Consider the following 26365-nt stretch of genomic DNA (forward strand, 5'->3'; position numbering starts at 1 on the left):
CGGCTTGTCCTCCTGTCATTGATCCACGACACCCGCCTGGCCGCGATCGGGCTTGCTCTCGGCCGCTTCGGGGTAAAGGGGCTGCGACACCGAGCATTCGGCACCGACGACGTCCTGCGACGGGTGCCGGCCGAATATCATCGCCAGGGTGCCGCTGACCGCGATCAACCCGGCGCCGATCATCAACGACACATCCATCAGCGTGCCCCAGATCAGGCTCGACAGCAGGAACGCCCAGATCAGCCCGGTGTACTCGAACGGCGCCAGCACGGTCGCGGTGGCACGCTGGAAACTGGCGAACAGCAGGAACTGGCCAATGCCGCCCATCAATCCTGCGCCGAGCATGCCCAGCCAGGCCGGAACCGGCGCCGGGGTGTGGGTCCAGGGCAACGCCAGCGCCATGCAAATGGCAAACACCACATTGGTGATCAGCATCTGCTCGAGCACCGAGGTCTGCTCATCCACCTGGCGCAACTGGATATAGGTGAACGCCCAGCACATCGCGGCCAGCAGGGTCAGGACAATCGGCAATGGATCGCCCATGTCTGTGGGGCGACAGGCGATCACCACGCCGATGAAACCGATGATCAGGGTGAACCACTGCCAGCCGTTGACGCGCTCCTTGAGAATCGCCGTCGCCAGCACCGTGACCATGATCGGTGCCGAGAAATACAGGGTGGTCATTTCCGCCAGGGTCAGGTCGCGGGCTGCCGTGTAATACAGCAGCCAGGCCGCGATCGACAGCAAGCCGCGCACCACCAGCAGGCGCCGGCTGGACGAGCGCCAGGCACGCCGCACCAGTTGCAAACGGCCTATCAGCAAACAGGCGATACCACCACCAGGGCGCGCCAGAACAGGATGGTGAACACCGAATAATCGGCCACCAGCCACTTGATGCCGGCATCCTGCAAAGACAGGAACGCGTAGCCCAGGGTGCACAGGCCAATGCCTTGCAGGGAGCGGTCAACCAATGGCGTGTTGTTCATCATGCGGACCTGCGAACCGGGGTGCCACGGCGCTCGGCGAAGGCAAAAAGCGCCTCGATCAGGAACGTCAGGCACACGTATACACCCGCCACCAGCAGCAACGGCTCATACACTTGCAAGGTTTGCGCGCGCACCACGTTGGCCGCGCCCAACAGATCGATCACCGCAATGGTCGAGGCCAGGGCCGTGGATTTGAGCAGCATCACGGTTTCCCCGGCCAGGGTCGGCAACAGCAAGCGTAGCGCCCGGGGCAAGCGCACCCGCATCAGGGCCTGGCGCGGGGTCATGCCGAACGCCGAAGCCGCTTCCATTTCGCCCTTGGGCACCGCCAGCAGGCCGCCGCGTATCACTTCGCCGACATAGGCCCCCACCGACACCACCAGGGCGAACACGATGTACCAGTAGCCGTCTCGCAGGTACGGCCAGAGGAAACTGCCGCGAATCAGCGGAAACTGCGCAAACAGACTGCCCAGGCCGTAATAGAAGATGTAGATCTGGATCAGCAAGGGGGTGCCGCGGGTCACGCTGGTATAAAACAGGCTGAGCTTGGCGATGACTCTGTTCTTTGAGATCCGCGCCAGCGCCACCAGCACCGCCAGGAAAAAACCGAACACACTGGCAATCAACAGGATCGCAATTGTCGTTTGCAGCCCCCGGGCCAATAGCGATGCGTATTCAACTATCCACGCTGGAATCATTTCATTCTCTTTGCCGGTTCAGTCAACAAGAGGCATCCAGCGACGAATGCGTCGCTCGAGCCGTCCCGACAGGTAGTTGGACGCCAGCGTCACTGCGTAATACAGCGCCGCCGCCGTGAGGTAGAACAACAGGTAATGGCGCGTCGAACCTGCGCCCTGCCTGGCGGTGTACAAGAGTTCATTGGTGCCGACCACGCTGATCAGGGCGCTGTCCTTGATCAGGTTGATCCACAGGTTGGCCATCCCCGCCATCGCATAGGGCGCCATGATCGGCAGCGTAACGCGGCGGAACAGGCCGAAACCGTGCAGACCGAAAGCTTTCCCCGCTTCGATCAGGCCAAAGGGGATGGCCTGGATCGCCGCGCGGAAAATCTCCGAGGCGTAGGCGCCCTGCACCAGGCCCAGCACCACGATCGCCGCCAACGGTCCGCTGACGTTCACCGCGCCGTATCCCAGCGCTGCCATCAGTGCGTTGAGCAGCATGGAGCCGACGTAGTACAGCAACAGGATCAGCAACAGCTCCGGGACCGCGCGGAACAAGGTGGTGTAGCCACGCGCCAGCGCTGCGATCGGCCTTGGTCCGCCCAACTTGAGGCAGGCCACCACCAGGCCGATGGCCAGCCCGAGCACGAAGGCGCCGGCGGATATCTGCAGGGTCATCCACAGTCCCCTGAACAGCGCCGCGCCCCACCCTTGCTCGCTGAAACCGATCAAATCGAACATTGCTGGCATTTTGCTCTCCAGTCAGTGACCTTGAAGGCGCCACTTGCCCCTGTGGGAGCGGGCTTGCTCGCGAAAGCGGTATGTCATTTAGCGATGATGTCGACTGACACTCCGCCTTCGCGAGCAAGCCCGCTCCCACATGGGATCTGTGTACAGATATGGCTATCAGAACGCCGGCTTCACGCTGGTCCCGAAGTAACTCTGGGACAGGTCGTCATAATCCTTGCTCGCCAGCAGTTCCTGGATGGCCTTGTCGAGTTTGGCCTTGAGCTCGGTGTCGTCCTTGCGCAGACCGGCGCCCACGCCCTTGCCGAAGATCGGGTCATACGGCACGGCGCCGAGGTACTCCAGATTGCTTTTGCTGGCATCCGGGGTCTTGACGAAGGCCGCCATGGCGGTGCCGTCGGCCATCATCAGGTCGAGGCGACCGGCAATCAGGTCGGCGTTCACCGAGTCCTGGGTGTCGTAGTACTTCACGTCGGCGATTTTTTCGTAGTAGGTCTTCAGGTAGCTGGCGCTGACCGTGGAGTTCTGCACGCCGATGGTCTTGCCCTTGAGGTCGTCCGGGTACTTTTTGACGACAGCGTCCTTCGGCCCGACGATCGCCACCACGGAGTCGTAATAGGCCTTGCTGAAGGCGATCTGTTTTTCCCGCTCTTCGGTCACCGACATCGAGGAAAAGATCACGTCGATCTTCTTCGCCAGTAGCGACGGAATGATCCCGTCCCACGCCACTTCCTTGATCTCGCACTCGGCTTTCATTTCGCTGCACAGCTTGTGGATCAGGTCCACTTCAAAGCCTTTCCATTCGCCGTTGGCCTGCTTCTCGGTATACGGCGGATAGGGTTCGGCGGCGACCGCGAAGCGAATCGGCTGGGCTTGGGCCGCGCTCATGCCAGCCAGAAATACGCAGGCTGCCCCGGTCAACCAGTGTGCAAAACGTCGATTTGCCATGTTGTTTTCCCGTCTTTTTATGTGGCGTTAGCGAGTTTGATGAGCGTTGACGAATTGCCGGCAACGCTCGCTGCGTGGGTGTACGAACACTTCGTCGGGCGACCCTGTTTCCTCGATCAGCCCTTGATGCAAAAACGCGACTTTGGAAGAGACATCGCGGGCGAAGGCCATTTCATGGGTCACCAGGATCATGGTCCGGCCCTCCTCGGCCAGGGAGCGGATCACCCGCAGCACTTCCCCGACCAGTTCCGGGTCGAGTGCCGAGGTGGGTTCATCGAACAGCATGACCTTGGGCCGCATGGCCAGGGCCCGGGCGATGGCCACCCGTTGCTGCTGTCCCCCGGAGAGAAACGCCGGGTACTCGTTGCGCTTGGCCGCCAGCCCCACGCGTTCAAGCAAGGCTTCGGCGCGCTCGGTCGCCTCCGCCCGGCTTTCACGCAGGACCTGGGTCGGCGCTTCGATGAGGTTTTCCAGCACCGTGCGATGGGGCCAGAGGTTGAAGTTCTGGAACACCATGCCCAGGCTGGAGCGGATGCGTACCAATTGTTTGGCGTCTGCCACCAGTGGCGCGCCGGGGCGGGTGTGGTTCAGGTGAATGCTTTCGCCATCCACCAGGATGCGCCCCTGGTCCGGGACTTCGAGCATGTTGATGCAGCGCAGCAAGGTGCTTTTGCCCGAGCCGCTGGCGCCGATCAGCGAGATCACCTCGCCCTCGCGCGCCGTCAGGGACACACCCTTGAGCACCTCGATGTTGCCGAAGCGTTTGTGCAGGCGATCGACTTCGATCATGGTGCGCGCAGTCACAGGTTCGATGACCGGCGCACTCGACGCGCGGCTGATCACGGGCTTGGGTGCTTGAACTTTCAGTGCCTGGACAAAATCGCGGATACGCTGGGAGGTCTTGGCTACCATCAAGGTTTGGGCATGCGCGACCATGGCGGAGTCAGCGACGATCCAACCCATACACCAACCTGCCATCGGGTGCGCTGTTGACAGGCTACCGATTACCACACAGCGCTCGGCTATGCCCGGCGCTGCCGAGACACTTAGGTGCTGCAGCGTCAGCTCCCCATGGACCTCCTCGACCACCACCCACAGGTCATGGGCGATGGCGAGTCCGGCGATCGTTTGCAATGCTTCGTGGTTGAGCATCCCGCCGTTCGGGCTCGACAGGAAAATCGCCCGGGTGCGCGGGGTAATCGCCTTGGTCAGCAGCGTTGCATCGATGGACGTCATCCGCACCAGCGTGGCGCCGCAAGCCTTGAGCGTCGCCTCGCAGGCCTGGTCCATCGAATCGAGGACAATCACCTCGTCCCCTGCGGCAAGCAGGCACATCGACGTGACGAACAAGGCGTCCTGCGCCCCGGCCAGCGTGATCACGTTCGCCGCTTTCAGCTCACGACCCAACAGCTCGCCATAGTGCCCGGCAATCGCTTCGCGCAAGGCCAGGCGATCGGCAAATTCGCCGCCTTCAATAGCGGCATCGGTGATGAAATCGGGGGTGGGAAAATCCGGGTCGTCGACACTGGGCGTGATTGAGTTTTGCTCAACAAAGGGTGAAAACCGCATGCCAGTGCCTCGTTCAATAAGAAGAAACGCAAGCCCGCAACCAGCCGGGAAAGAAGGTGGAACGAACATAGTTCAAGCTGAACACTCGTTCAACAGAAAACTGTCGACGGTTCGCGTTCAGCGTAAACAGGTCGTTTTTACGACAGTCGCGACGTTTTTACCTATCGATTGTCCAGGTCATGCAGAAGGCATCCCGACGACTATGCTGCTGTGAGGTCCTTTGGCTGGAAAACACTTAATGCAATCAGGTACATCCACGCGGATGCGGCGCCACCGGCTGCTGCTGATGGGCGCAGTGGTCCTCGGCGGTTGCGTACGGCTGGGGCCGGACTTCCAGCCGCCGGGCGAAACCTGGGTCGATCACTGGAACACCCCGGCCCTTGAGCAGGCCAGCCAGCGCCAGCAGTACCCGGACATCCGCCAGTGGTGGCAGATCTTCGCCGACCCGGTGCTCGACCGCTTGATCGCCGAATCGGATGCGCACAATTCCAGCCTCAAGATCGCCGGCTTGCGCGTGATGGAGGCCCGGGCGCAATTGGGCATCGCGCAAAGCGGGCGTTACCCGCAACTGCAACAAATCGCCGCTGACAGCGTCTACATCAACCGCCACCAATCCGGCGGCAACAACCCGGTGGACAGCCATTTCTGGCAACACAGTGCCGGGTTCGACGTGGGCTGGGAACTGGATTTCTGGGGACGCTTCAGCCGCGCCATCGAGGCCGCCGATGCCAGCTACTTCGCGGCCGAGGCCAACTATGACGACGTGCTGGTCCTGTTGCGGGCGCAGGTGGCCGACTCTTATTTTTTCCTGCGCACCACCGAGGCGCGTTTGCGTGTCGCCAACGAAAACGCCCGCCAGCAGCACCGCAATTTCGAAATCACCGAAAGGCTGTTCAAGAGCGGCCAGACCGCCGAACTCGACCTGCAACAAGCCAAGACCCAGTACCTGGGCACGTTGAGTACCCTCCCCGTCCTGGAAGATCAGCTTTATCGCACCCGCAATGCCTTGGCCGTGTTGATCGGCCAACCACCCGGTGCGCTGCCACTGGTGGCCGACAACAGCGAGTTGATCCCGCTGGTCGATCGCGCCGTGTTGCAGGATGTCCCGGCCAACCTGCTGCTGCGCCGGCCCGATGTGCGGGCGGCCGAATTCAACGTTGCGGCACAGTCGGCGCTGATCGGCGTCGCCGAAACCGATTTCTACCCGGCCCTGACGCTGCTGGGCAGCATCGTCTGGTCGACAGATACCTTGAGCGGAACGTCGCGCAGCCTCGACCTGATTGGCGGCCCCAGCCTGCGCTGGAACGTGTTCGACTACGGCCGCATCAGCAACAACGTGCGCGTGCAGGATGCGCGCTTGCAGCAGTTGATCGAAGCCTATCGCGACAAGGTGCGCCAGGCCGCGCGCGAGGCGGATGACGCCGCCAACGGCCTGACCCGCGCCCTGCAACGCGAACGCATCCTGCGCGAGGCGGAAAAAGCCGCGCAACGCTCACTGGCCTTGGCCAACACGCTCTACCGCGAAGGTTACTCGGACTTCCAGCGGGTGCTGGACGCCCAGCGGGCGCTGCTCGAACTGCAGGACAGCTACCTGCTCAGCCGTGGCGATGCGGTGAGCAATGTGATTGCCCTGTACAAGGCGTTGGGCGGCGGTTGGTACAGCGCCCAGCCCAAGGTCGATCGCGCCACGCGCCAGCAGATGGAACAACGCACCGACTGGGGCGACTTGCTTACCGAGCCCCCGGCTGAGCAGCCCGCCTCCCCTTTGCCCAATCAGGTGAAACCATGACTGAAGCCGCGCCCTCCCCCCAGCCCGCGCCGCCTGCCGCCGACCCGACGAAAAAAGGCATCAAGTGGGTCTTGCTGCTGATCGTCCTGAGCCTGGCCTGGTACCTGCTGGCTGACCGCTTCACCCCTTATACCCAGCAGGCGCGGGTGGGTGCGTTTGTGATTCCGGTGGCGGCGGAAGTCGCCGGCCGGGTGATTCGCGTCAACGTGCGCAACAACCAGGATGTGAAGGCCGGCGAGGTGATTTTCGAGATCGACCCGCAGCCCTACCAGATCGCCGTGGATCGGGCGCGTGCCGACCTTGAATCGACCCGCCGGCAGATCGGCGCCAGCACCGCCGGCATCGCCTCGGCGCAAGCCAGTCTACGCGCGGCCCAGGCCAACGAACTCAAGGCGCGGCAGGACAATCAGCGCCTCGAGGGCTTGTACCGTGAAGACCCCGGAACCATTTCCGTGCGCCTGCTGGAGGTGTCCCGCGCCAACCGCGAGGCGGCAGTCAGCCAGGTCGCCGCGGCCCGCGCCGAAGTGCAGCGCGCCCGTGAGCAGGAAGGCGGCAGCGAGGAAGACAACGCCCTGTTGCGCAGCGCCGCCACCGCCCTGTCGAAAGCCGAACTGGACCTTTCCAACACACAGGTTCGCGCCCGTTCGGCCGGCTTGATCACCGACCTGCGCACCGATGTCGGCCAATTCGCCGCGGCCGGCAACCCGGTGATGACCCTGATTGCGATCCACGATGTCTGGATCAGCGCCGACATGACCGAGAACAACCTCGCGCTGGTCAAGCCCGAAACCCCGGTGTCGATTGCCCTCGACGCGCTGCCCGGCGAAGTGTTCCAGGGCCGCGTGCGCAGCATCGGCTACGGCGTCAGCGTCGGCCAGCCGACCGCGCCCGGCAGCCTGCCCACGGTGCAGAACAGCCGTGACTGGCTGCGCCCGGCCCAGCGTTTTCCGGTGGTCATCGAGTTTTCTCCCGAGTCGCTGACCCTGCTCAAGGACAACCGCGCCATCCGTTCCGGTGGCCAGGCCGAAGTCATGGCCTTCCCTGCCGAAGGCAACGTGCTCAACCCGCTGGGCCGCTTGTTCCTGTGGCTGATGAGCTGGCTGTCGTATGCCTACTAAGCGCTCGCCGAGGGTACAGCGCGCATTGCGCCTGGCCTGTGGCACGGCGCTGTGCCTGGCCGCGAGTTTCGGCCTGGCGATGCCGATCCCCTTCCTCGCGCCGGTGCTGGGTGCCTTGCTGCTGGTCAGCCTCAATCGCCCGTTGCCGTTCAAAGCCACCCTGGTGCTGGCGCTGACCGCGATGCTGACCACCGGCATCGGCCTGCTGTTGATCCCGCTCTTGCGTTACTACGCCTTCAGCGGCGTACTGCTGATCGGCCTCGGCCTCCTGATGGTGTTTCGCTTTGGCCAGCGCGGCGGCAACAACCTGGTGGTGACCTTCCTGGTGATCGGCCTGACCATGATCCCGGCGGCCGGGGTCGCCGACTTCGGCCTGGCGGCGACGGTCATCAAGGCGTTGACCAGCGGCTTGCTCCTGGCCGTGATGATCGGCTGGCTGAGTCACTGGCTGTTTCCCGAACCGGACAACGCCCCAACACCCCCGCCCGCCCCGGCCCAGTCGGCAGCAGACGTCGACCGCGTCGCGTTGCGCGCCACCCTGATCGTGATCCCGACCTTCCTGCTGGCACTGATCGACCCCGCCAGCTACCTGCCCATCGTGCTCAAGGCCGTGAGCCTGGGACAACAGAGTTCCAGCACCAACGCCCGCGACGCCGCCCGCGAACTGATTGGCTCGACCTTGCTCGGCGGCCTGTTGGCGATACTGTTCTGGAGCGCACTGACGGTCTTCGTGCACCTTTGGATGTTCTTCCTGTGGATGCTGCTGTTCGCCCTGATCCTGGCGCGCAAGCTCTATGGCCTGAGCCCGGGGCGGTTGAGCCCTGGTTTCTGGCTCAACAGCCTGATCACCCTGATCATCCTGCTGGGCCAGTCGGTGCAGGACAGCCAGGCCGGCAAGGACGTCTACACCGCCTTCGCGGTGCGCATGGGGCTGTTCATTGCGGTGACGTTGTATGCGTGCCTGATGGTGTATTTGCTGGATCAGCGGGAAAAGAGCAGCCTTAAGCCGATTCCGTAGGAGCGTGCGGTGCGGCGATCCGACTTGCCCGCGAAGGCGGCGGGTCAGGCAATATCAATGTTGACTATGCCGACGCCTTCGCGGGCAAGCCTCGCTCCTACAGGTCCAACATTTATCACGGATTAACCTGATACCCCTTCCCCTGCAAGCAACTGGTATACGCCGTCGAAGTGGTCGCTGCGTTGGTTTTCTCCTGCGCCCGACGTTCCTGACGCTGACGCGAACCGCCGACCACGGCGCCCGCCGCCGCGGTTTCCTTGGCGCGGTTCTGCCGATAGTCCTGCTTGGTATCGTCATCGACACGATCATAGAACTCGTCATGCTGGCGGCCGCGTACCTGGGCCCCGGCCGCACCGGCTGCCGCGCCTACTGCGGCGCCCTTGAGCCGTCCGCCAGAGGGCGTGGACGTGGTTGAGGTGCTACTGGCGGCAATGCTGTTGCATTCGTTGATGTCCAGTTGAGTCTGTTGCGAAGTCTGGCCCTTCAGCGGTACTACCGTCTGGGCCCATCCCTGGGCACTGCAAAATGACAGTGCGACGCACAGGCCGATGGGTGACAACCTTTTCATGATGATCTCCTGATGGGCGTGGTTCACCCTCAAAGAGTGTAGTTCACCCCTCCTCGCCCACCTGCCCGGACTCGATCCCGAACTCACCCTTGTAGGAGCGAGGCTTGCCCGCGAAGGCGTCAGGTCAGCCAACATCGATGTTGGATATGCTGCCCTCATCGAGGGCAAGTCGAATTGTCGCACCGCCGCTCCCACAAGGTTTCTGGTGCACACAGCTTTTCGCCTATCAGTTCTGCTAGTTCCCGACTCCGACAATCCCGTTGATACTCAAGCTCTCCCAGACCTTGAAAGCTCGGAGCGCCCAATGACAAACCCGCAGCAACCCTGGCTCATCCGCTATAACTACGATCCGCTGGATCGACTGACCAGCCACGCTCGGTCAGATACCCCGGAACGTCATCGCTTTTACTGCAAAAGCCGACTGACCACCGAGATTCAGGGCGCAATCGGGCACTCCATCGTCCAGTACAGTGACTTTCTTCTGGCACAGCAACAGCGCCAACACGATGTGCACGGCACCACCTTACTGGCGACTGACTTGCAACGTTCGGTAGTGAACACACTCAAGAAAAACACCGAGCGACAAGCTATCGCCTACTCCCCATACGGGCACCGCCTTGCCGAAAGCGGGTTGACCAGCCTGTTGGGCTTCAACGGGGAACGGCCGGATCCGGTGACTGGGCATTATTTGTTGGGCAATGGTTATCGGGCATTTAATTCAGCGTTGATGCGGTTTAATAGCCCAGACAGTTTGAGTCCGTTTGGGAAGGGTGGATTTAATTCGTATGCGTACTGCAACGGTGATCCGGTTAACTTCAGCGATCCTACCGGACATATCCCAAAAATTATCCGAAATTTTTTACAGCGCGCCGCCAACAAAAAAATCAACAAAGAAATTGATGATTTAATTTCAAAATTTAATGATCACCGCCGCACTTACAAAGAAGCAATCTACAACAAAAAAATCCAAGAGCAAATCGAATTAGTTAAAGAAAGACACCCGGAAATATTTCAAATTAAGAATCCAGACCCACTCGAAAGCTTCGTACGCTGGAGGGCCGAACACATTAAAGTATTCGACCCAAGTCGTGACGTAATAAATCCAAATATCATTCGAAACGTGTTTCTTGAAGAGCTAAAGCAAAAAAACCTAATATCTAGTAATCTTTTCATGAACAAACTTCATGATCGCATTCTTCATACTACAAAACGCCTAGCGTACGAAAAAAACCCATCACCTATATTTAAGCATGCCAAAGAAACCATTTCCAAATTAGTAAAGATCGCAGACCAGAAAGACAGTTCCGCCATTCCATTCAATGAAGTTATTAAAAATGCCAGGGAAAAGATTCGAAGCTCTTAATCTTACACTACGGTTTCAACCAATCCCCGAGCACGGAAAACCGACAATGCGACTCACAGGCCGATGGGTGACAACCTTTTCATGATGATCTCCTGATGGCCGTGATTCACCCTCAAAGAGTGTAGTTCAGCCCTCCTCACCCACCTCCATGACTAGACGGTTATCCACCCAGCGCACCGGCACAGGTTCCAGCCTCGCGCCCTTGCACGGCCCGTCGATGCAGTGCCCGTCTTCAAAACGAAACATCGCACTGTGATGCGCGCACATCAGCACCTTGCCGCGATAGGTGCAGAATTCCTGCGGACGATAGTCCAGTGGTACGGAAAAATGCGGGCAGCGGTTGATGTACACCCACACCTGCTCGCCCTGGCGCACTGCGACGAGGCCGGCGGGATGCAGGTGCTGGTGCTGCGGCAGGCCGAGGGCGCCGCCGTCGGTGATGTCCTGGCGTTCGCACAAGGTGATGAGGGTCATGGTCAGCCCCGCAGTTCCGGGTTGCCGAGGCTCCAGTTCCAGGGGCGAATCTGGATGCTCGCAAACAACCCGGCCTGAACATAGGGATCGTCCTGGATGAACGCTTCTACCTCAGCCAGGCTGCCGGCTTCGATCACCAGCAGTGTGCCATTCATCGCGGTGCAGGCATCATCGAGGGTCGGGCCTCCCAGGCGCACGACCACCCGGTGCGCATCGGTCGCCCGCAAATGCGCTTGGTGACTGGGCCGCAAGCGCTGGCGCAAGGCCAGGCGATCCGGGTGGTCGGTGGCGAATACCGCAAAGAACTGGCCCATGATTCACCCCGCCTCCATGACGAATTCGTAACAGGCCCGCTTGAATGGCAATGGCATGCCCAGCTGTGCGGACACCTCATCGTGACGGGTGCGATCCTCGTAGATCACCTGCAACGACTGTTTCACACCGAACACCGCATCGGACGCCAGGTACGGATCATCGTGATTGAACAGGTGGGTCACCAGTTTGCGATACCCCGGCACCTCGATCATGAAATGCAGGTGCGCTGGCCGCCACGGATGCCGGTTGGCGGCCTCGAGCATGCGCCCCACCGGGCCATCGGTCGGGATCGGGTAACACACCGGGACAATCGTGCGGATCGCAAAGCAACCGTCGGCGTCGGTGCGATAACGACCGCGCAGGTTGCCGAATGGCTGTTTGCTGTCCTGGCCCGAGTACATGCCGTTTTCGGCGGTCTGCCAGACGTCCAGCACCGCACCGGCCAGGGCATTGCCGTGGGTATCGACCACCCGCCCGCGCACCAGCGCCGTTTCGCCCTGGGTGAAGGCCATGTTCTCGCCGAACGCGCGCTCGGGCATGCCTTCGATGTAGAACGGCCCGAACACCGTGGTCTCGGTGGTCGTGGCGCTGTGGCGATGATTGATCGCGTCGACCAGCATCGACACGCCGAGGGTGTCCGACAGCAGAATGAATTCCTGGCGCACCTGGCCGTCGCACTTGTGGCCGGTTTCGGTCAGGAAACCGATGCCCTCGAACCACTCCTGTTCGGTCAGTTCGACCTCGCTGACAAACGCGTGCAGGTGCCGGACCAGGCTTTGCATGATCTGTTTGTAACGGGCATTGGGCGCATCGGCGAAGCTGTTCACGGCCTGCTCGCAGATCAGTTTTTCCATGGTTTTATCGTGATCGGTCATTGCTTTTATTCCGACAGTGCTGAGCCCAGGGTGAGTCAGGCTGGCGCCTGGCCGAGCATGGCGCGGGTCAGCAGCGCTTCGATCGGGCCTTGTTCGAACGGCCGTGGATTGTAATACGGGCTGGCACAGGCGATTTGAGCCGCTTGCGCCGGACCGTTTGGCGGCAGTCCGATGTCGGCCAGCGCCAATGGAATACCCAGTTTCTGGTTCAGCGCGTACAACAAGCCACCGATCTCGCCCGCCTCGCTTCCACCCAACGCACGCGCCGCGCGCTGCAGGGGCCCTGCGGCGGCTTCGCGGTTGTAATGCGCGGCATGGGGCAGGACGATGGCGTGGGCCTGGGCGTGGGGCAAATTGAACGTGCCGCCCAGGGTGTGGCAGAGCTTGTGGTGCAAGGCCATGCCGACCGAACCCAGGCAGATGCCGGCCAGCCACGCGCCATACAACGCATGGCTGCGCGCATCGGGATCATTGGGATCCTTGACCACCCCCGGCAATGCCTGCGCCAGCGAGCGAATCGATTCCTCGGCCATGAAGCCGATGATCGGGTTGGCGTCCTCGGCGTACAGCGCTTCCACCGCGTGGGCCATGGCGTTCATACCGGAACAGGCGGAGATCTGCGCCGGCAGCGTTAAAGTCAGTTGCGGATCATAGATCACGGTTTTCGGCAGCACCCGTGGATCACGCCCGGTTTTCTTCAGGCGATTTTCGGTCAGGCCGTAGATCGGCGTCATCTCCGAGCCGGCGTAGGTGGTCGGTACAGCCACGATGGGCAGCCCGGAATCCATGGCAATTGCCTTGCCCAGGCCGATGGTCGAGCCACCGCCGATGGCGACACAGCAATCGGCATCCAGGCGCGCCGCTTCGACGCGCGCCGCTTGTGCCACTTCCAGCGGCACGTGCATCACCGCATGCGGGTACACACCCGCCGCGCGATCACCGAGCAAAGCCGCGACGCGTTCGCCGAGGCCGTGCTGTTCCGGCGTGGTAAGAATCAGCGCCCGTCGGGCCCCCAGGCGCTCAATCTCTTCGGCCAGTGCCGAGAGCTTGCCCCAGCCGAACACCACGCGGGTCGGCAGGCTTTGGTAAACAAAAGGGTTCATGGCCAACCTCAGCGTTTGAAGTGCGGGGGGATTTTCGCGTCGACGTTGACCCACACCGAACGCGCTTCGGTGTAGTCGTGGATCGCTTCAAAGCCCATTTCCCGGCCGTAACCAGACTGCCCTACGCCGCCAAACGGGCTGCCGGGGCTGACGCGCTTGTAGCAGTTGATCCAGCACATACCGGCATGAATGGCATCGGCCATTTTGTGCGCACGGCTGAGGTTCTGCGTCCACAGGCCGCTGCCCAGCCCGTACTCGGTGCTGTTGGCGATGGCCAGCGCTTCTTCGTCGGTACTGAAGCGCACGACGGTAACGAAGGGGCCGAAGACTTCTTCCTGGCAGACACGATCACCCGGCTTGGCCTCGACCACCGTGGGTTCGACATAGAACCCCTTGGCCAGGGCCTGGTCGTCCGGCGCCTTGCCCCCGGCGAGGATCTTGCCGCCCTGTTCGATGGCGATATCGATGTAGGCCAGCACCCGGTCGCGGTGCAGTGCCGAGGTCAGCGGGCCCATTTCGGTCTCGGGGTCCATCGGGTCACCGAGGCGGATGGACTTGGCCAGGGCGATGAAGCGCTCCAGGAACGCATCAGCGATGTCTTCATGCAGAATCAGCCGCGAACCGGCGATGCAAGCCTGGCCCTGGTTATGGAAGATCGCCCAGGCAGCGCCGTTGACCGCCGCTTCCAGATTGGCGTCTTCAAAGACAATGTTCGCACCCTTTCCGCCCAGTTCCAGTTGAATACGCTTGAGGTTGCCCTGCGACGCTTCAACAATCCGTCGACCGGTGGCGGTTGAGCCGGTAAAGGCAATCTTGCCGACGTCCTGGTGCTCGGCCAGAGCCTGGCCCGCGGTATGGCCGTAACCCGGCACCACGTTGACCACGCCTTTGGGGAAGCCGACTTCGCTCATCAGCTCGACAATGCGCAAGGTCGACAGCGGCGTGATTTCCGAGGGCTTGATGACGATGGTGTTGCCCGCCGCCAACGCCGGGCCCATTTTCCAGCTGGTGAACATCAGCGGAAAGTTCCAGGGCACGATCTGCCCGACCACGCCGATCGGCTTGCGTTGCACGTAATTGAGGAACCCGGCTTCAACCGGAATCACCGTGCCTTCGATCTTGTCGGCCATGCCGCCGAAGTAACGGAAGCACGCGGCGGTGCGCGGCACATCGAGGCCACGGGAATCGCGGATCGGGTGCCCGGTGTTCAAGGATTCCAGCTGCGCCAGTTCTTCGCTGCATTCTTCGATTTTGTCCGCCAGCTTGAGCAACAGGCGTCCGCGCTCGGCAGCGGCAAGGGCCGACCAGGCTGGAAACGCACGCTTGGCGGCGGCCACCGCGAGGTCGATGTCAGCGGCTTCGGCGGCGGCAATGCGGGTGATCAACGAGCCGTCATGGGGCGACACCACGTCGATGGTGCCGCCGCCGACCGCATCGACGAAGCGGCCATCGATATAGAGCTGATTTTGCATAATGGTTTCCTCGCACCGCGTCTGTGGCGCAGTGTCTGACTGGATGGCTGAGAGCGTGGCCCGGCGCGGTGCCGGGCAAGACCCTTGGTCTTAGAACTCGATCGGATACGGCTTGAGTTCGCCGCTTTCATAGCGTTGCGGCAGGTTCGGCGTGGCGTTTTCCCAGACCAGCAGCATCGAGCGCTTGGTCGAATAGCCCTGGTGGCGTATGTCGGCCGGCATGGCGCAGATGTCGCCGGCGCGCATGGTGATGCGCGCGCGCGGGTTGCCGTCGTCCTTGTCGCCGACATCCCAGATGATCTCGTCCGATAACTGCAGGAACCACTCGATCCGGTCGTTGCCATGGAACACCGGCAGGATGAACTCTTCGGTGGTCGGGCAGAGCAGGCTGGCCTTGCACACCGAGGTCACCGAGGGGTTCCAGGTCACGTCGGAGCGCGACAGGTACTTGTGCAGGTTGAAGGCATGCAACTGGCCTTCGAAACCTTCCGCAGCGTGAATTTCCGGCTCGTCCTGCGGCACATCGATGAACTGGCGGTTGACCGGCAGATCGTTGCGCAGCGGCGAATCATCCGGCAGGCCGGGCATCCGTTTGGTGGCGATGCGAAAGCGTTCGATGGCTTCGATGTTGTTGCCGTTCTTGCGACCGAATGCGCTGCCGGTTTCTTCCGGTGCGGCGAACGGGTCGAAAGTGGCGTTGGTCCAGTCGCGCAGGATCGCCTTGAAGGTCGCCATGATCAGCGGCGTTTCGAAATTTTCGGTGTAGTTGACCCCTGCCGCCTTGAGCGTGCCATTGAAGGTGCCGGCGTACAGGTCGACTTTGCCGTAGTAATTGCGGGTGCCGATGACGTGGTCGAAGTTGACCCAACCGTAGAAAAAGCCCCAGGCCACATCGCGCATCAAGGCGCGCAGAAAGGCATCGGCCGGAATCAGGTGCGAACGGGTCTGGCCTTTGGCAGGCCAGGTGATGCGGGCGAAATACTCGTCGCGCGACAGCTCGAACGCGCCGAGTTTGAAGGCGCGATAACCGGTGACGGGATGGGCGGCGCTGGCCTGGACGTCTTCGTCGGCGAACAGTGGCGTTTGGGCTGCGGTTTCAAGCATGGCCATGGCGGGATTCCTCTTGTTATTGTGGGCGGGGGCGACTGGGCAGATCACTTCAAGCAGATGTCGGCCCACTTCTCGACCGACAACGGGCCTTTGATCGTCTGCTGCAGGATCACGCCAGGGCGACTGGCTTCGAAGCGATACGCGGTGCCGACCGGCAGCAGGCACTGGTGACCGCGCTTGAGCAGGACGTAACCCATGGGTTTGCCCGCCGGCACTTCGCCTGCCAGTTGCGTGCCCTCGCCTGCGGTCAATGGCGCATCGAGCTTGAGGAAATCCACCCGCACTTCGCCGTCCATGACGATGGCGAATTCGTCGTGCGCGGCCGTGTACCAGGGCGACTGGCCCTCGGCGCGCAGGGTCTCAATGACGTAGCCGAGGTTGAGGCCGACGACGACCTTTTCATAAGGAAAGGATTTTTCCGCCACCTCGAAAACGTTGGAAAACGCGTAGTGACTGGCCTGGCCGCTGATGATTTCAACCGAGCCCTTGGTGTACTTGTCCAGCGAGCCGAAGACCGTTTCGATTGCCGCGCTACTCATGGGTTCTCACCGTTTTGTTGTTGTAGTAACAGTGAGCCAACAGTACGTCGCGCCTGGCCTTGGGACAATTAGAGGACCGGCGACAACAGTGTTTGCGAAACGCAAACACTGAGGTAGCGACCTCTTTCTTGTAGGAGCGAAGCTTGCTCGCGAAGGTGGGTCAGCTGAGGTGATGTCGCCTGACACACCTTCGCGAGCAAGCTTCGCTCCTACAGAGGTGTGCGCGCGTCTCTTAACGAACCCAGCCGCGCTCCAGCAACGGCTTATCCCAGCACGGCTCGTCGCCGAAGTTCTCCACCAGGAAGTCGATCAACGTACGGACTTTCAAGGCCCGGCGCTGGGTCGCGGGATACACCGCGGAGAAGTTGAAGGAAGACAACGAATACTCGGGCAGCACCGGAATCAGCCGCCCGCTGAGCAGGTCGTCGCTGGCCACCAGCGTCGGCAGGCAGACAATACAGACGCCGGTCTGCGCGTAATCACGCAACAGGTGCACCGAGTTCGAGCGTACCTGCCCCGGCAGGCTCAGCTCCACCTGCTCGTCTGCGCCGTTGAACAGCCAGCGGTTGCGCGACGGATAGCCCTCGTACAAGGCGATCTTGTGTTGCAGCAATTCCTGGGGATGGGTCGGCACGCCGAACTCGCTGGCGTAATCGGGGGACATGCAGAACAGTCGGCGAACGCTGAACAATTTGCGCTCGATCAGGGTTTCCGCCATCGGCGGGAACATCTGGAACGCCACGTCAAAACCTTCTTCGATCGGGTCCACCACCCGGTCGTTGACGATCACGTCCACTTCAATGTCCGGGTACAGCCGCGTGAACTCGGCCAGCATGCGGCCGAAGTGCCCGATGGCAAACCCGGGCAGCATCTGCACCCGCAGTTTGCCGGTGGGTTTGGCGCGCAGTTCGCGCATGTGTTCGGTCAACGAGTTGAAACTCGCGACCATGTCCGCGCACTCCTTGTAATACGTCTCCCCGACCTCGGAAAGCCGCACATGGCGCGTGCTGCGATGGAACAGCGGCGCATTGATGAACTGCTCCAGCTGCTGGATGCGATGGGTGATGACCGAGCGGGTCACGCCCAGTTGCTGGGCTGCCCTGGCGAAGTTGCCGGTTTCGGCAACCCGCACAAAGGCTTCGACACTGAGTAAACGATCCATGGGGGCAGGTTCTCTGGATGTTTTTGTTCTTATAGGAACAGCGAGGTTAGCCTGTCGGCACCTCGCACTCCAGATACCGGACGCGTAGTCATGGCCGGGGTTGCACCGACAACCGCCGCTGCATGGGAAAAACCTGCCAACCCAGCCGTTCACTGATCAGGCCCCACACCCCTTGCGGCGCCTTGAGCATCATCACCACCGCGACCACCCCCAGAATGATCATGTACACGGCACCGTATTGGGCCAGGCATCCGCGTAACACAAAATAGATCAAGGTACCGATCAATGGCCCCTCCAGGGTGCCGATGCCGCCGATGATGACGATGAAAATCACCACCGCCGTCCAGTCCTGCAGGTTGAACGCCGCATCCGGGGAGATCCTCAGCTTTTGCAGGAAGATCAGCGCCCCGACCACCCCGGTGCAACCGGCCGCCAACACGTACACCATCAGCTTGGTGCGGAAGGTATTGACACCCAGGCTGCCGGAGGCCGGCTCGGAATCGCGGATCGACGCCAGCGCCAGGCCCTGGCGTGAACGCAGCAGGAAGAACACCAGCGCCACCGCGCCGATGGCGATCGCCAGTGCGGTGAAGTAGATCAGCATCTCGCGCCCGTCACGGTCATTGCCGATCTGCCGTACGATCGCCGCCGGCAGGCTTTGCCCGGAACCGCCGCCCAGGCTGCTCATCTGTGCCAGTCCCAGGCGAAAGACCTCAGCCACCACCCAGGTGCCGATCGCAAAGTAGGCGCCGCGCAGCCGGAACACGATCAGTGCGGTGGGAATCGCCAACAGCGCGACGAGCACGCCCGAAAGCAACACGGCGAACAAGGGCGGCACCCCCAGTTGCGTCGACAGCATGAACAATAGGTACCCACCCAAGCCGACAAACGCCTGCTGCCCGACCGAAACCATGCCGGCGTAACCCGCCAACAGGTTCCACATTTGCGCCAGGGCCAGGTAATAGGCGAACTCCACCACCAGCCGCAGGCTGGCACGATCGGCCCACAATGGCGCGCTGATCAGTACCAGCACGCAAAGGCCGAGCAATGACAGGCCTACCCGGCTGCTGGTGGTTGTGCGCTGTACGCGGTAAGCCAGCGCAGGATTATTCAAGGCATTCATCAGTCGACACTCCGGGGAAACAGGCCACGCGGGCGCACGACCAGGATCAGCAGAAACACAAGGTGACCGGCGAGGATTTGCCAGCCAGGATCGATTTTCGCGCCCAGCGCCTGGGCGATGCCGAGAATCACCCCGCCCGCCAGGGTGCCCCACAGGCTGCCCAGGCCGCCGATGATCACTGCTTCAAAGCCGTACAACAGACGCGCCGGCCCCACCGTGGGATCGAAACTGGTGCGAATCGCCAGGAACACCCCGGCGATCGACACCACCGCCATCGCCAGCGCCATGGCCAGGCCAAAGATGTGGGCGTTGTTCACGCCCATCAGCCGTGCCGTCTGCTGGTCATCGGAGGTAGCGCGGAACGCACGGCCCAACGCGGTTTTATAGAACAGCAATTGCAGGCCGCCGATGATCAGCAGTGCACTGGCGAACACCATCAGCGGCATGATCCCCACGCTGAGGCTACCGAAGCCGACACTTGCGACTTCCAGATCGCCCTGGGACAACTTCTGGCTGTCGGCGCTGAAAAACTGCAGCAGGACGTTCTGCACGATGATCGACAGACCGAAGGTCACCAGCAGCGGCGGCAAAATGTCCTGGCCGAGTGTGCGGTTGAGCAAGCCGCGTTGCAGCAGGTAGCCAAGACAGAACATCACCGGCACGACGATCACCAGGCTTGCCAGCGGGCTGAAACCCAGGTGGTTGACCACCATCAGCGCCAGGTACGACGCCAGCACGATGAAGTCGCCATGGGCGATATTGACCAGGCGCATGATGCCGAACATCAGTGACAGCCCTACCGCGAACATTGCGTAGAGTCCACCGAGCAACATGCCCTGCACAAGCGTATTGAGCCATTCCATCACTAAACCCCAAAGTACGCGGCTTTGATTTGCGCCTTGTCGACGTCCCCGGGCCGGCCGGTCAGGGACACACGCCCTTCCTGCAAGCAATAGAAACGGTCGCAGACACTCAGCGCCTGATTGATGTCCTGTTCGACGAGAATCACCGTGGTGCCGTCAGCCTTGATCGAGGGCAGCGCGGCGTAGATGTCCTTGATCGTGGTCGGCGCCAGCCCCAGGCTGATTTCGTCGCACAACAACAAGTGCGGGTTGGCCATCAGGCCCCGGCCAATCGCAACCATCTGCTGCTGACCGCCGGACAGCGCGGTGCCGGGACGCTTGCGCAGCTTTTCCAGAACCGGAAACAGTTGATAGATACGGGCTAGCGTCCAGGGGCCCGGGCGTTTGCTATAGCCGCCGATCTGCAGGTTTTCCTCGACGGTCAGCGACGGGAACAGCTTTCGCCCTTCCGGCACCAGGGCGATGCCGCGCGCTATCACCTGGTTGGCCGCCAGGTCGCCGATGGGCTGGCCCCTGAAGGTGATGGCATTCGCCTGGTTCTTGATCTGCCCCGCCAGCGAGCGCAGGAAGGTCGATTTGCCAGCACCGTTGGAGCCGATGATCGCCACGGTTTCGCCTTCATCCAGCGTGAGGCTGATGTCGAACAGCGCTTGAAAGTCGCCATAGCCGGCGCAGAGTCGGTCAATGGACAGCAGGGTTGTTTGGGTCGTCATGTCTCAGCTCCCGATGCCCATGTAGATTTCCTGGACGCGTGGGTCGGCCATGACGCTGCGCGGCTCGCCTTCGGCCAGCTTGGCGCCGAAGTTGATCACCGTCAGGCGGCTGACCACCGCCAGCAAGGCATGGACGATGTGTTCGATCCAGATGATGGCGACGCCGGCCTTGTGGATGCCCTGGATGGTTTCCACCAGTGCCAGGCATTCCGGTTCGGTCAGGCCACCGGCGATTTCATCGAGCAACAGCAAGCGTGGCCGGGTCGACAAGGCGCGGGCCATTTCCAGTCGCTTGCGGTCGAGCAGTGTCAGCGAGCCGGCCAGCACGTTGGCCTTGCGCATCAGCCCCGTCAGTTCCAGGGTTTGCGCGCACCATTGGCTGGCCTCCTTGTCACGCAACCGAGCGCCGAAGGTGGCGCCCACCAGCAGGTTCTCGAACACGGTCATTTTCACGAACGGATGCGGGATCTGGTGGGAACGGCCGATGCCTTGCTGGCAACGCTTGAACACCGGCTCGCGGGTGACGTTGCGACCCTCGAAATGAATGCTGCCGCTGTCCGCCGCCACGCCACCGGCGATCAGGTTGAACAGCGTGCTTTTACCCGCGCCGTTGGGGCCAATGATGCCCAGGGCCTCGCCGGGTTGCAGGCTCAGGCTCATGGCATCGGTGACCTTCACCGAGCCATAGCTTTTGTGCACATCGTTCAGTTGTAGAAGTGGCTGTTGCATGGAGCACCTGCTTGCGTGAGCGCGATCAATACGTAATGGCCTGCATCTCGCCGCCCAGCGGGATCGCCGGCGCGGTGGCATTGCTGGTCACGATCAAGTCGTATTTGTTGTCTTGGCCCAGGCGCCATTGGCCACTGACCAGCGGCGTCTTGGCGACGTTCTTCACCGGCCCGCCGTTCCAGTTGATCGGCCCGACGACGGTGTTGAGGTTGGTCTTGAGCAAGGCGTCACGTACGGCCTTCGGGTTGCCGATCTCTTCGGTGCGCTGAAGGATGTCCACCGCCAGTTCGAACAGGGCGTGCACAAAGCCCAGCGGTTGCGTCCACTGTTTGCCGGTGGCCTGGGTGAAGCCCTGGGCGAGCTGCCCCGCACTGGCGCCGGTCAACGATGAACTGAACGGATGCGTGGGGCTCCACCAGATTTCGGTGGACAGGTTGTTGCCCGCCTTGCCCAGCGCTTCGACCGCCGTGGGAAACAGCAACGCCTTGCCCACCGACACCGCTTTGGGCTTGAAGCCCTGCTGGCGGGCCTGGGTCCAGAACGTGGTCAGGTCTGGAGGAATGACCACACCGGTGACGATCTCGACCTCGGCCTTTTTGAACGCGGCGATCTGCGCGGAGAAGTCATCGGTCAGGCTCTGGAAACGACCAGGGTCGACCATTTGGAAACCCTTTTGCGCCAGCACCGGTGGAAACCCGAGCTTCGAATCACCCCAGGCATTGCCGTCGCCGTCGTTGGGAAACAGACCGCCGATGACTTTGTCGGTCTGCATGGCGCCCCACATCGAGGTGTAGGTGCCGATCACATCTTCCAGGCCCCAGAAAAAGTGGTAGGTCCACTCAAAGCCCTGATCGGGTTTTCCACCTCGGGTAAAGAACCATGGCTGCCAGGGCGCCACGGTGGAAATGCAGGGGATTTCGTTGATTTCGCATTGGTCGGACACCGGGTTGGTGGTTTCCGGTGTGGACGACACCAGCATCAGGTCGACCTGGTCCGACAGGATCAGTTCGCTCGCCACCTCCGCCGCGCGGTTGGGGTTGGACTGGCTGTCCTTGACGATGACTTCCAGGCGGTACGGCTTGCCGGCCACCGTCAGGGTGTTCGTCAGCGTTTGCTTGAGCGATTCGATGATGTAGTTGTCGGCGGTGGCAAACGGCGCCAGTGGCCCGGTCTGCGGGCTGACGTAGCCGAGCTTGATCACCCGTTCACTGCCCACGGCAAAGTTGAATGGCAAGCTGGCCAAGGCGATCCCGCCGGCGGCGATACCACTGCCACGCAGGAAATCACGACGTGAAACGTCGCGGCCAAACAGGTTTTTATCGTTGTTGTCTGTCATGAAAATTGCTCCAGTGCGGCGACGGGCCGGTAAAGTCCGGACGAACAAGGTCGCAACGTGTGGGCAGCGCCATCACGTCGGGTCAGCGAAAGCGTCGGGTTAGAAGAAGAAACTGACGTCGAAGGACGCAACCACCTGCGAGTCCTTTTGCCCGTCGGCGTAGGCATCGCGGCCGGGGCCGGAATGGATGTCGTAGCGCAACTCCGGACGCAGGCGCACGTTGGGCGTCGGGGTCCAGGCCAGGTTGGTGGTGACGCCGTAGAAACTGCCCCAGGTCGGGTCGGGAATCCCTGTGTTCGGGTCGATGTTGGCCATCATCACGTGTACGGGCGCATCGGTGTAGAACCACTCGGCGCGGCTGTTCCACATCAGGTTTTCGCTGAGTTTGTGATACCAGTTCACATCGGTGCCGTACCAAGTGGCATCGCCTTTATTGGCGAAACCGGCGAAAGCGCCCTGCTCCTGCGTGCCATAGTTCAGCTCCAGTGCCACGCGGTTGTTTGGGTCGAGCACCTGGGACAAGGTCAGGTAAGAGGCCAGGCGCTTGTAGTCGTCATCCTTGGTGCCGGCCGGTATCGGCGAGCCGCAACTGCATTCGGCGAAGCTGTCGCCGGCGCCGTTGCCATAAATGTTTTCCCAGTCGATCCAGGTGCTGAAATCCGCCGAACGCCAGCGTACGTTGGCGATGACATCCGGGTCATGGTTGGGGTCTTGCAGGTTGTTCCAGCCCTGCACCACGCCCAGTTCGAAGCCCAGCATGCTTTCGCCGGGGGCCGATGGCAGTTTGAACGAGTACAGCGCACCGGCATGCTTGGCCGGGCCATGCATGAAGGAATAGGTGTGCGAGTAGAAGTCCGTCGGTGCCGGCGATGGCAAGGCGAAGCCGATTTCATTTTCCAGCGGTGTGTGGAAAATCCCGATCATCAGGTCCGAACCGCCGAGCACCGGGAAATAGAAATCGACGTAGGCCTGGGCAATGGTGAACGCTGGATCTTCAGCCTTGTTCTCGCGGTTGACGCCCAGGTCTTCGTCCCAACCGTAGGTTTTGAAGTAACGCGCATCCTTGCCGTACAGGGCCGTGACGTTGAAACCCCAGTCCGCTTCTTGTGGCATGGGGCCGGGAAACGGTCCGACACGACCGACCACATTGCTCTTGGGTTTCTTCTCCACGGCCAGGGCGAACTGGTTGAGGTTCACGCCTTCGTCGGTATTGAAGAAACTTTGCTTGCTGACGTCATCCGTGCCGTTGTTGTTGTAGATCACACCTGCCTGGCCCCAGCCGTAGATCTTGATGCCGTGCTCACGCTCAAGGCTGTCGCCAAACACCCCGCGCACCAGCGAGCCCATCGGGTCGTCCGCGGCGCGTGCCATTGAGGGAAACAACATGCCAGCACCCAGAACCGGGGCGAACAGGGTTGCAGCGCAAGCCCATGCACGAATACTCATACCTGCCTTCCTTATTTTTATTAGGCGCCAAACCCCCGAAGGGGCGTAAGGCCGAAAGCAAGGCAGGACGTCTTGATGAGCCCTGGCTGGAGCTCCACCGGATCGTTGGCCGATCCCGGTGTTCGGCGTGATGGAGGCTACAAGCCGGCCACTGCACCAACAATTCCATTCTCGGCGACATCAGTGTTTGCGTATTCAGAACAATGGGGCGGGGATTTGAACGCGCTGAAGATCAAACTGTAGGAGCGAGGCTTGCCCGCGAAGACGTCAGGTCAGCCAACATCGATGTTGAATTTACCGGCCTCTTCGCGGGCAAGCCTCGCTCCTACAGTGTTTTCTGGTGTACACAGGTTTTCGACTATCAGTTCTGCTAGTTCCCGTCTCCAACAATCCCTTCGATACTCAAGCCCTCCCAGACCGTGAAACCTCGGAGCGCCCAATGTCCAATCCAAAGCAACCCTGGCTCATCCGCTATAGCTACGATCCGCTGGATAAACTGACCAGCCAGTCTCTGTCGGATACCCCGGAACGCCATCGCTTTTGCTGCAAAAACCGACTGGCCACCGAAATTCAGGGTGCAATCGGGCACTCCATCGTCCAGCACGGTGATTTTTTGTTGGCGCAGCGACAATATGAAAACAATGCGCTCGACACCACTTTATTGGCTACCGACGTGCAACGCTCGGTACTGCATACACTCAAGAAAGACGGCGAACGACAAGCCAGCGCCTACAGTCCCTACGGACATCGGACTGCATTGAGTGGCCTGCTCAGTTTGCTGGGATTCAATGGCGAACGACCAGACCCTGAGACCGGGCATTATTTGTTGGGTAACGGGTATCGGGCGTTTAATCCGGTGTTGATGCGGTTCAATAGCCCTGACAGCTTGAGTCCGTTTGGGAAGGGAGGATTGAATTCGTATTCGTATTGCTTAGGCGATCCCGTCAATCTATCGGACCCCAACGGGCACGTCCCAACTCTTGCTGAAATGGCACAAGCGGTCATTAAGAAAACCAGTAACATTGGTAACACTATAAAACCTACTTTGAGCGCCGCTAACGAAATAATTACCCCTGCGTTCACAGCCAGCAACACCGTTATACTTACGCCGACGGGACTGTTTGAAAGTTTGAAACGAGCACCGCATTTGCTTGAGAATATAGTGCAACGACTACCAGGAAGCGACATGACCGCATTAGCGCGAACGTCCTCAGGAATGAAAGATATCGTTTACCATTCTGCTAGGAAATTACCTAATAAACTTCATGAAGTAAGCTTGGTAACTCAAACCGCCGGTGCGAACGGATACTCTATTACTGGCGGGACGGGCGCGTCAATTGTCTATATACGGGAACACAATATCCAGAGAATAGGCGGCGGCATGGCGCTCGGAATCTTGCCTGTTCAAATTCCGAGAGCTGGAATCAAGGTCCGTTTTTTAGGAGAAGTTATAGACGATGACTTTGGGTTTGGCTTGGGTTTACGCCGTTTCACTGAAGCTGAACAAAGCAAAATTTTCACACTTAGAGCGCTTACTTAGTTGAAACGCAGAAAACATTCCCACGCAACGGCGTGGGAATCTAACGGTCAGATATTAGGCAAAGCCTATTTTTCCAATGGGTACAACTGTTCATCAAACTGCGACAGTTTCGGAAACACCAGCGGCTGATCATCACTCAGATGCTGCAGCCGGAGGCCGTAATCAACCAGAAATTGCTGCCGTGCCTCATCGCTGATGTACGGCACATGCCAGGCCACAAACGGCTCCAGCACATCAAACCCGACATACGCCAACGTCCCGCGCAAAATCGGCCGCAGCATGTCCTGCAACGGACCATGGATCGCCTCCTCACCGAACATGTGCTCACGCCCACCCAGGGTCACGGTGACCAATGCCTTTTTGCCGGCCAGACCGCCTTGATCATAGAAGCGCTTGCCGCCATAACAGATGCCCGACACCAGCGCCCGGTCGATCCAGCCCTTGAGCATGGCCGGGGCTGAGAACCAGAAGATCGGGAAGTTGAGGATCAACAGGTCGGCCCACAGGAGTTTGTCCAGCTCGGCTTGGATGTCCGGTGCCAGCGACTGGCTTTTCACACCGAGGCGTTGCTCCAGCGCATAGACCAGGTACTCGGGATTTTCCCGCGAAGAGAAATCATCGGCGCTGGCCACCGGGTTCCAGTTCATTTTGTACAGGTCGCTGACCTGCACTTCGTGGCCCTGGGCTTCAAGCGTGGCAACGGCCTGGTCGCGCAAGGCGGCGGTGAAGGATTGTGGCTCTGGATGAGCGTGGACGATCAGTACTTTCATGGGGGTTCC

Annotated in this window: 25 protein-coding genes and 2 pseudogenes; 5 read left to right on the forward strand and 22 right to left on the reverse strand. The window is 61.0% G+C overall.

Going from position 1 to position 26365, the window contains the following annotated elements; genetic code table 11:
- Positions 1–15 precede the first annotated feature (15 nt).
- From OH720_RS16885 to OH720_RS31910, 6 genes and pseudogenes are all read right to left on the reverse strand, one after another.
- Positions 16–989: pseudogene (locus OH720_RS16885) on the reverse strand (DMT family transporter).
- Positions 986–1684 (reverse strand): ABC transporter permease subunit, encoded by a 699-nt coding sequence (locus tag OH720_RS16890; protein WP_272602103.1) that lies wholly within the window; start codon positions 1682–1684, stop codon positions 986–988. Before OH720_RS16890 ends, OH720_RS16885 begins: the two are co-directional and overlap by 4 nt.
- Positions 1685–1702: 18 nt before the next feature.
- Entirely contained in the window at positions 1703–2416 is a 714-nt protein-coding gene (locus OH720_RS16895) for an ABC transporter permease (RefSeq protein ID WP_272602104.1), read from the reverse strand.
- Between the two features lie 156 nt (positions 2417–2572).
- Positions 2573–3361, reverse strand: coding sequence for a transporter substrate-binding domain-containing protein (locus OH720_RS16905; protein ID WP_272602105.1), 789 nt, complete (start codon positions 3359–3361; stop codon positions 2573–2575).
- A 27-nt stretch (positions 3362–3388) separates the two neighbouring features.
- Complete coding sequence (locus OH720_RS31905; protein ID WP_257230452.1) at positions 3389–4150, reverse strand: ATP-binding cassette domain-containing protein; 762 nt, start codon at positions 4148–4150, stop codon at positions 3389–3391.
- Positions 4151–4252: 102 nt separating this feature from the next.
- Positions 4253–4999 (reverse strand): annotated as a pseudogene (locus OH720_RS31910) (pyridoxal phosphate-dependent aminotransferase); the annotation flags it as partial.
- Between the two features lie 169 nt (positions 5000–5168).
- Between OH720_RS31910 and OH720_RS16915 the strand changes: the two are divergent.
- From OH720_RS16915 to OH720_RS16925, 3 genes are read left to right on the forward strand one after another with little or no spacing between them, the layout of a single operon-like run.
- Positions 5169–6719 (forward strand): efflux transporter outer membrane subunit, encoded by a 1551-nt coding sequence (locus OH720_RS16915; RefSeq protein WP_272602107.1) that lies wholly within the window; start codon positions 5169–5171, stop codon positions 6717–6719.
- A complete protein-coding gene (locus OH720_RS16920) occupies positions 6716–7837 on the forward strand; it encodes an HlyD family secretion protein (protein WP_272602108.1) in 1122 nt (373 codons plus the stop codon). The genes OH720_RS16915 and OH720_RS16920 overlap by 4 nt, the downstream gene beginning before the upstream one ends.
- Complete coding sequence (locus OH720_RS16925; protein WP_272602109.1) at positions 7827–8855, forward strand: DUF2955 domain-containing protein; 1029 nt, start codon at positions 7827–7829, stop codon at positions 8853–8855. Before OH720_RS16920 ends, OH720_RS16925 begins: the two co-directional genes overlap by 11 nt.
- Positions 8856–8970: 115 nt before the next feature.
- Here the strand turns inward: OH720_RS16925 and OH720_RS16930 are convergent, their stop codons facing one another.
- Complete coding sequence (locus OH720_RS16930) at positions 8971–9423, reverse strand: YMGG-like glycine zipper-containing protein (RefSeq protein ID WP_020799502.1); 453 nt, start codon at positions 9421–9423, stop codon at positions 8971–8973.
- 304 nt (positions 9424–9727) lie between these two features.
- Between OH720_RS16930 and OH720_RS16935 the strand changes: the two genes are divergently transcribed.
- Entirely contained in the window at positions 9728–10786 is a 1059-nt protein-coding gene (locus OH720_RS16935; protein ID WP_272602110.1) for an RHS repeat-associated core domain-containing protein, read from the forward strand.
- Positions 10787–10912: 126 nt separating this feature from the next.
- On the opposite strand, the gene OH720_RS16940 is transcribed toward OH720_RS16935, so the two are convergent.
- From OH720_RS16940 to OH720_RS17005, 14 genes are all read right to left on the reverse strand, one after another.
- The gene (locus OH720_RS16940) at positions 10913–11260 is read right to left on the reverse strand and encodes a Rieske (2Fe-2S) protein (protein ID WP_272602111.1); all 348 of its coding nucleotides are present in this window, start codon (positions 11258–11260) and stop codon (positions 10913–10915) included.
- 2 nt (positions 11261–11262) lie between these two features.
- Entirely contained in the window at positions 11263–11574 is a 312-nt protein-coding gene (locus tag OH720_RS16945) for a YciI family protein (RefSeq protein ID WP_272602112.1), read from the reverse strand.
- A 3-nt stretch (positions 11575–11577) separates the two neighbouring features.
- Complete coding sequence (locus tag OH720_RS16950) at positions 11578–12450, reverse strand: dioxygenase family protein (protein WP_272602113.1); 873 nt, start codon at positions 12448–12450, stop codon at positions 11578–11580.
- Between the two features lie 35 nt (positions 12451–12485).
- Positions 12486–13553: a maleylacetate reductase gene (locus OH720_RS16955; RefSeq protein WP_272602114.1), complete on the reverse strand. Its 1068-nt coding sequence runs from the start codon at positions 13551–13553 to the stop codon at positions 12486–12488.
- Positions 13554–13561: 8 nt separating this feature from the next.
- Positions 13562–15025, reverse strand: a complete 1464-nt coding sequence (locus OH720_RS16960) for an aldehyde dehydrogenase family protein (RefSeq protein WP_272602115.1) — start codon at positions 15023–15025, stop codon at positions 13562–13564.
- A gap of 90 nt (positions 15026–15115) precedes the next feature.
- Complete coding sequence (locus OH720_RS16965) at positions 15116–16135, reverse strand: hydroxyquinol 1,2-dioxygenase (protein WP_272602116.1); 1020 nt, start codon at positions 16133–16135, stop codon at positions 15116–15118.
- Positions 16136–16179: 44 nt separating this feature from the next.
- Positions 16180–16674 carry a hydroxyquinol 1,2-dioxygenase gene (locus OH720_RS16970; RefSeq protein WP_272602117.1) on the reverse strand — a complete coding sequence of 165 codons (495 nt, stop codon included), beginning with the start codon at positions 16672–16674 and terminating at the stop codon, positions 16180–16182.
- A 232-nt stretch (positions 16675–16906) separates the two neighbouring features.
- On the reverse strand, positions 16907–17836 hold the full coding sequence (locus OH720_RS16975; protein WP_272602118.1) for a LysR family transcriptional regulator: 930 nt from the start codon (positions 17834–17836) through the stop codon (positions 16907–16909).
- Between the two features lie 88 nt (positions 17837–17924).
- Positions 17925–18959, reverse strand: coding sequence for a branched-chain amino acid ABC transporter permease (locus tag OH720_RS16980; RefSeq protein WP_272602119.1), 1035 nt, complete (start codon positions 18957–18959; stop codon positions 17925–17927).
- On the reverse strand, positions 18959–19822 hold the full coding sequence (locus OH720_RS16985; protein WP_272602120.1) for a branched-chain amino acid ABC transporter permease: 864 nt from the start codon (positions 19820–19822) through the stop codon (positions 18959–18961). The genes OH720_RS16980 and OH720_RS16985 overlap by 1 nt, the downstream gene beginning before the upstream one ends.
- Before the next feature lie 2 nt (positions 19823–19824).
- On the reverse strand, positions 19825–20517 hold the full coding sequence (locus OH720_RS16990) for an ATP-binding cassette domain-containing protein (protein WP_081504871.1): 693 nt from the start codon (positions 20515–20517) through the stop codon (positions 19825–19827).
- A 21-nt stretch (positions 20518–20538) separates the two neighbouring features.
- Positions 20539–21264, reverse strand: coding sequence for an ABC transporter ATP-binding protein (locus tag OH720_RS16995; RefSeq protein WP_008065638.1), 726 nt, complete (start codon positions 21262–21264; stop codon positions 20539–20541).
- A gap of 25 nt (positions 21265–21289) precedes the next feature.
- The gene (locus OH720_RS17000) at positions 21290–22600 is read right to left on the reverse strand and encodes an ABC transporter substrate-binding protein (RefSeq protein ID WP_272602122.1); all 1311 of its coding nucleotides are present in this window, start codon (positions 22598–22600) and stop codon (positions 21290–21292) included.
- Positions 22601–22699: 99 nt separating this feature from the next.
- Positions 22700–24046 carry an outer membrane beta-barrel protein gene (locus tag OH720_RS17005; RefSeq protein ID WP_272602123.1) on the reverse strand — a complete coding sequence of 449 codons (1347 nt, stop codon included), beginning with the start codon at positions 24044–24046 and terminating at the stop codon, positions 22700–22702.
- A gap of 439 nt (positions 24047–24485) precedes the next feature.
- Between OH720_RS17005 and OH720_RS17010 the strand changes: the two genes are divergently transcribed.
- Positions 24486–25586, forward strand: coding sequence for an RHS repeat-associated core domain-containing protein (locus OH720_RS17010; RefSeq protein ID WP_272602124.1), 1101 nt, complete (start codon positions 24486–24488; stop codon positions 25584–25586).
- 65 nt (positions 25587–25651) lie between these two features.
- On the opposite strand, the gene OH720_RS17015 is transcribed toward OH720_RS17010, so the two are convergent.
- Complete coding sequence (locus OH720_RS17015; RefSeq protein ID WP_272602125.1) at positions 25652–26356, reverse strand: NAD(P)H-dependent oxidoreductase; 705 nt, start codon at positions 26354–26356, stop codon at positions 25652–25654.
- Positions 26357–26365: the final 9 nt, after the last annotated feature.

The sequence above is a fragment of the Pseudomonas sp. WJP1 genome, from assembly GCF_028471945.1.
In the GTDB taxonomy this organism is placed as follows: domain Bacteria; phylum Pseudomonadota; class Gammaproteobacteria; order Pseudomonadales; family Pseudomonadaceae; genus Aquipseudomonas.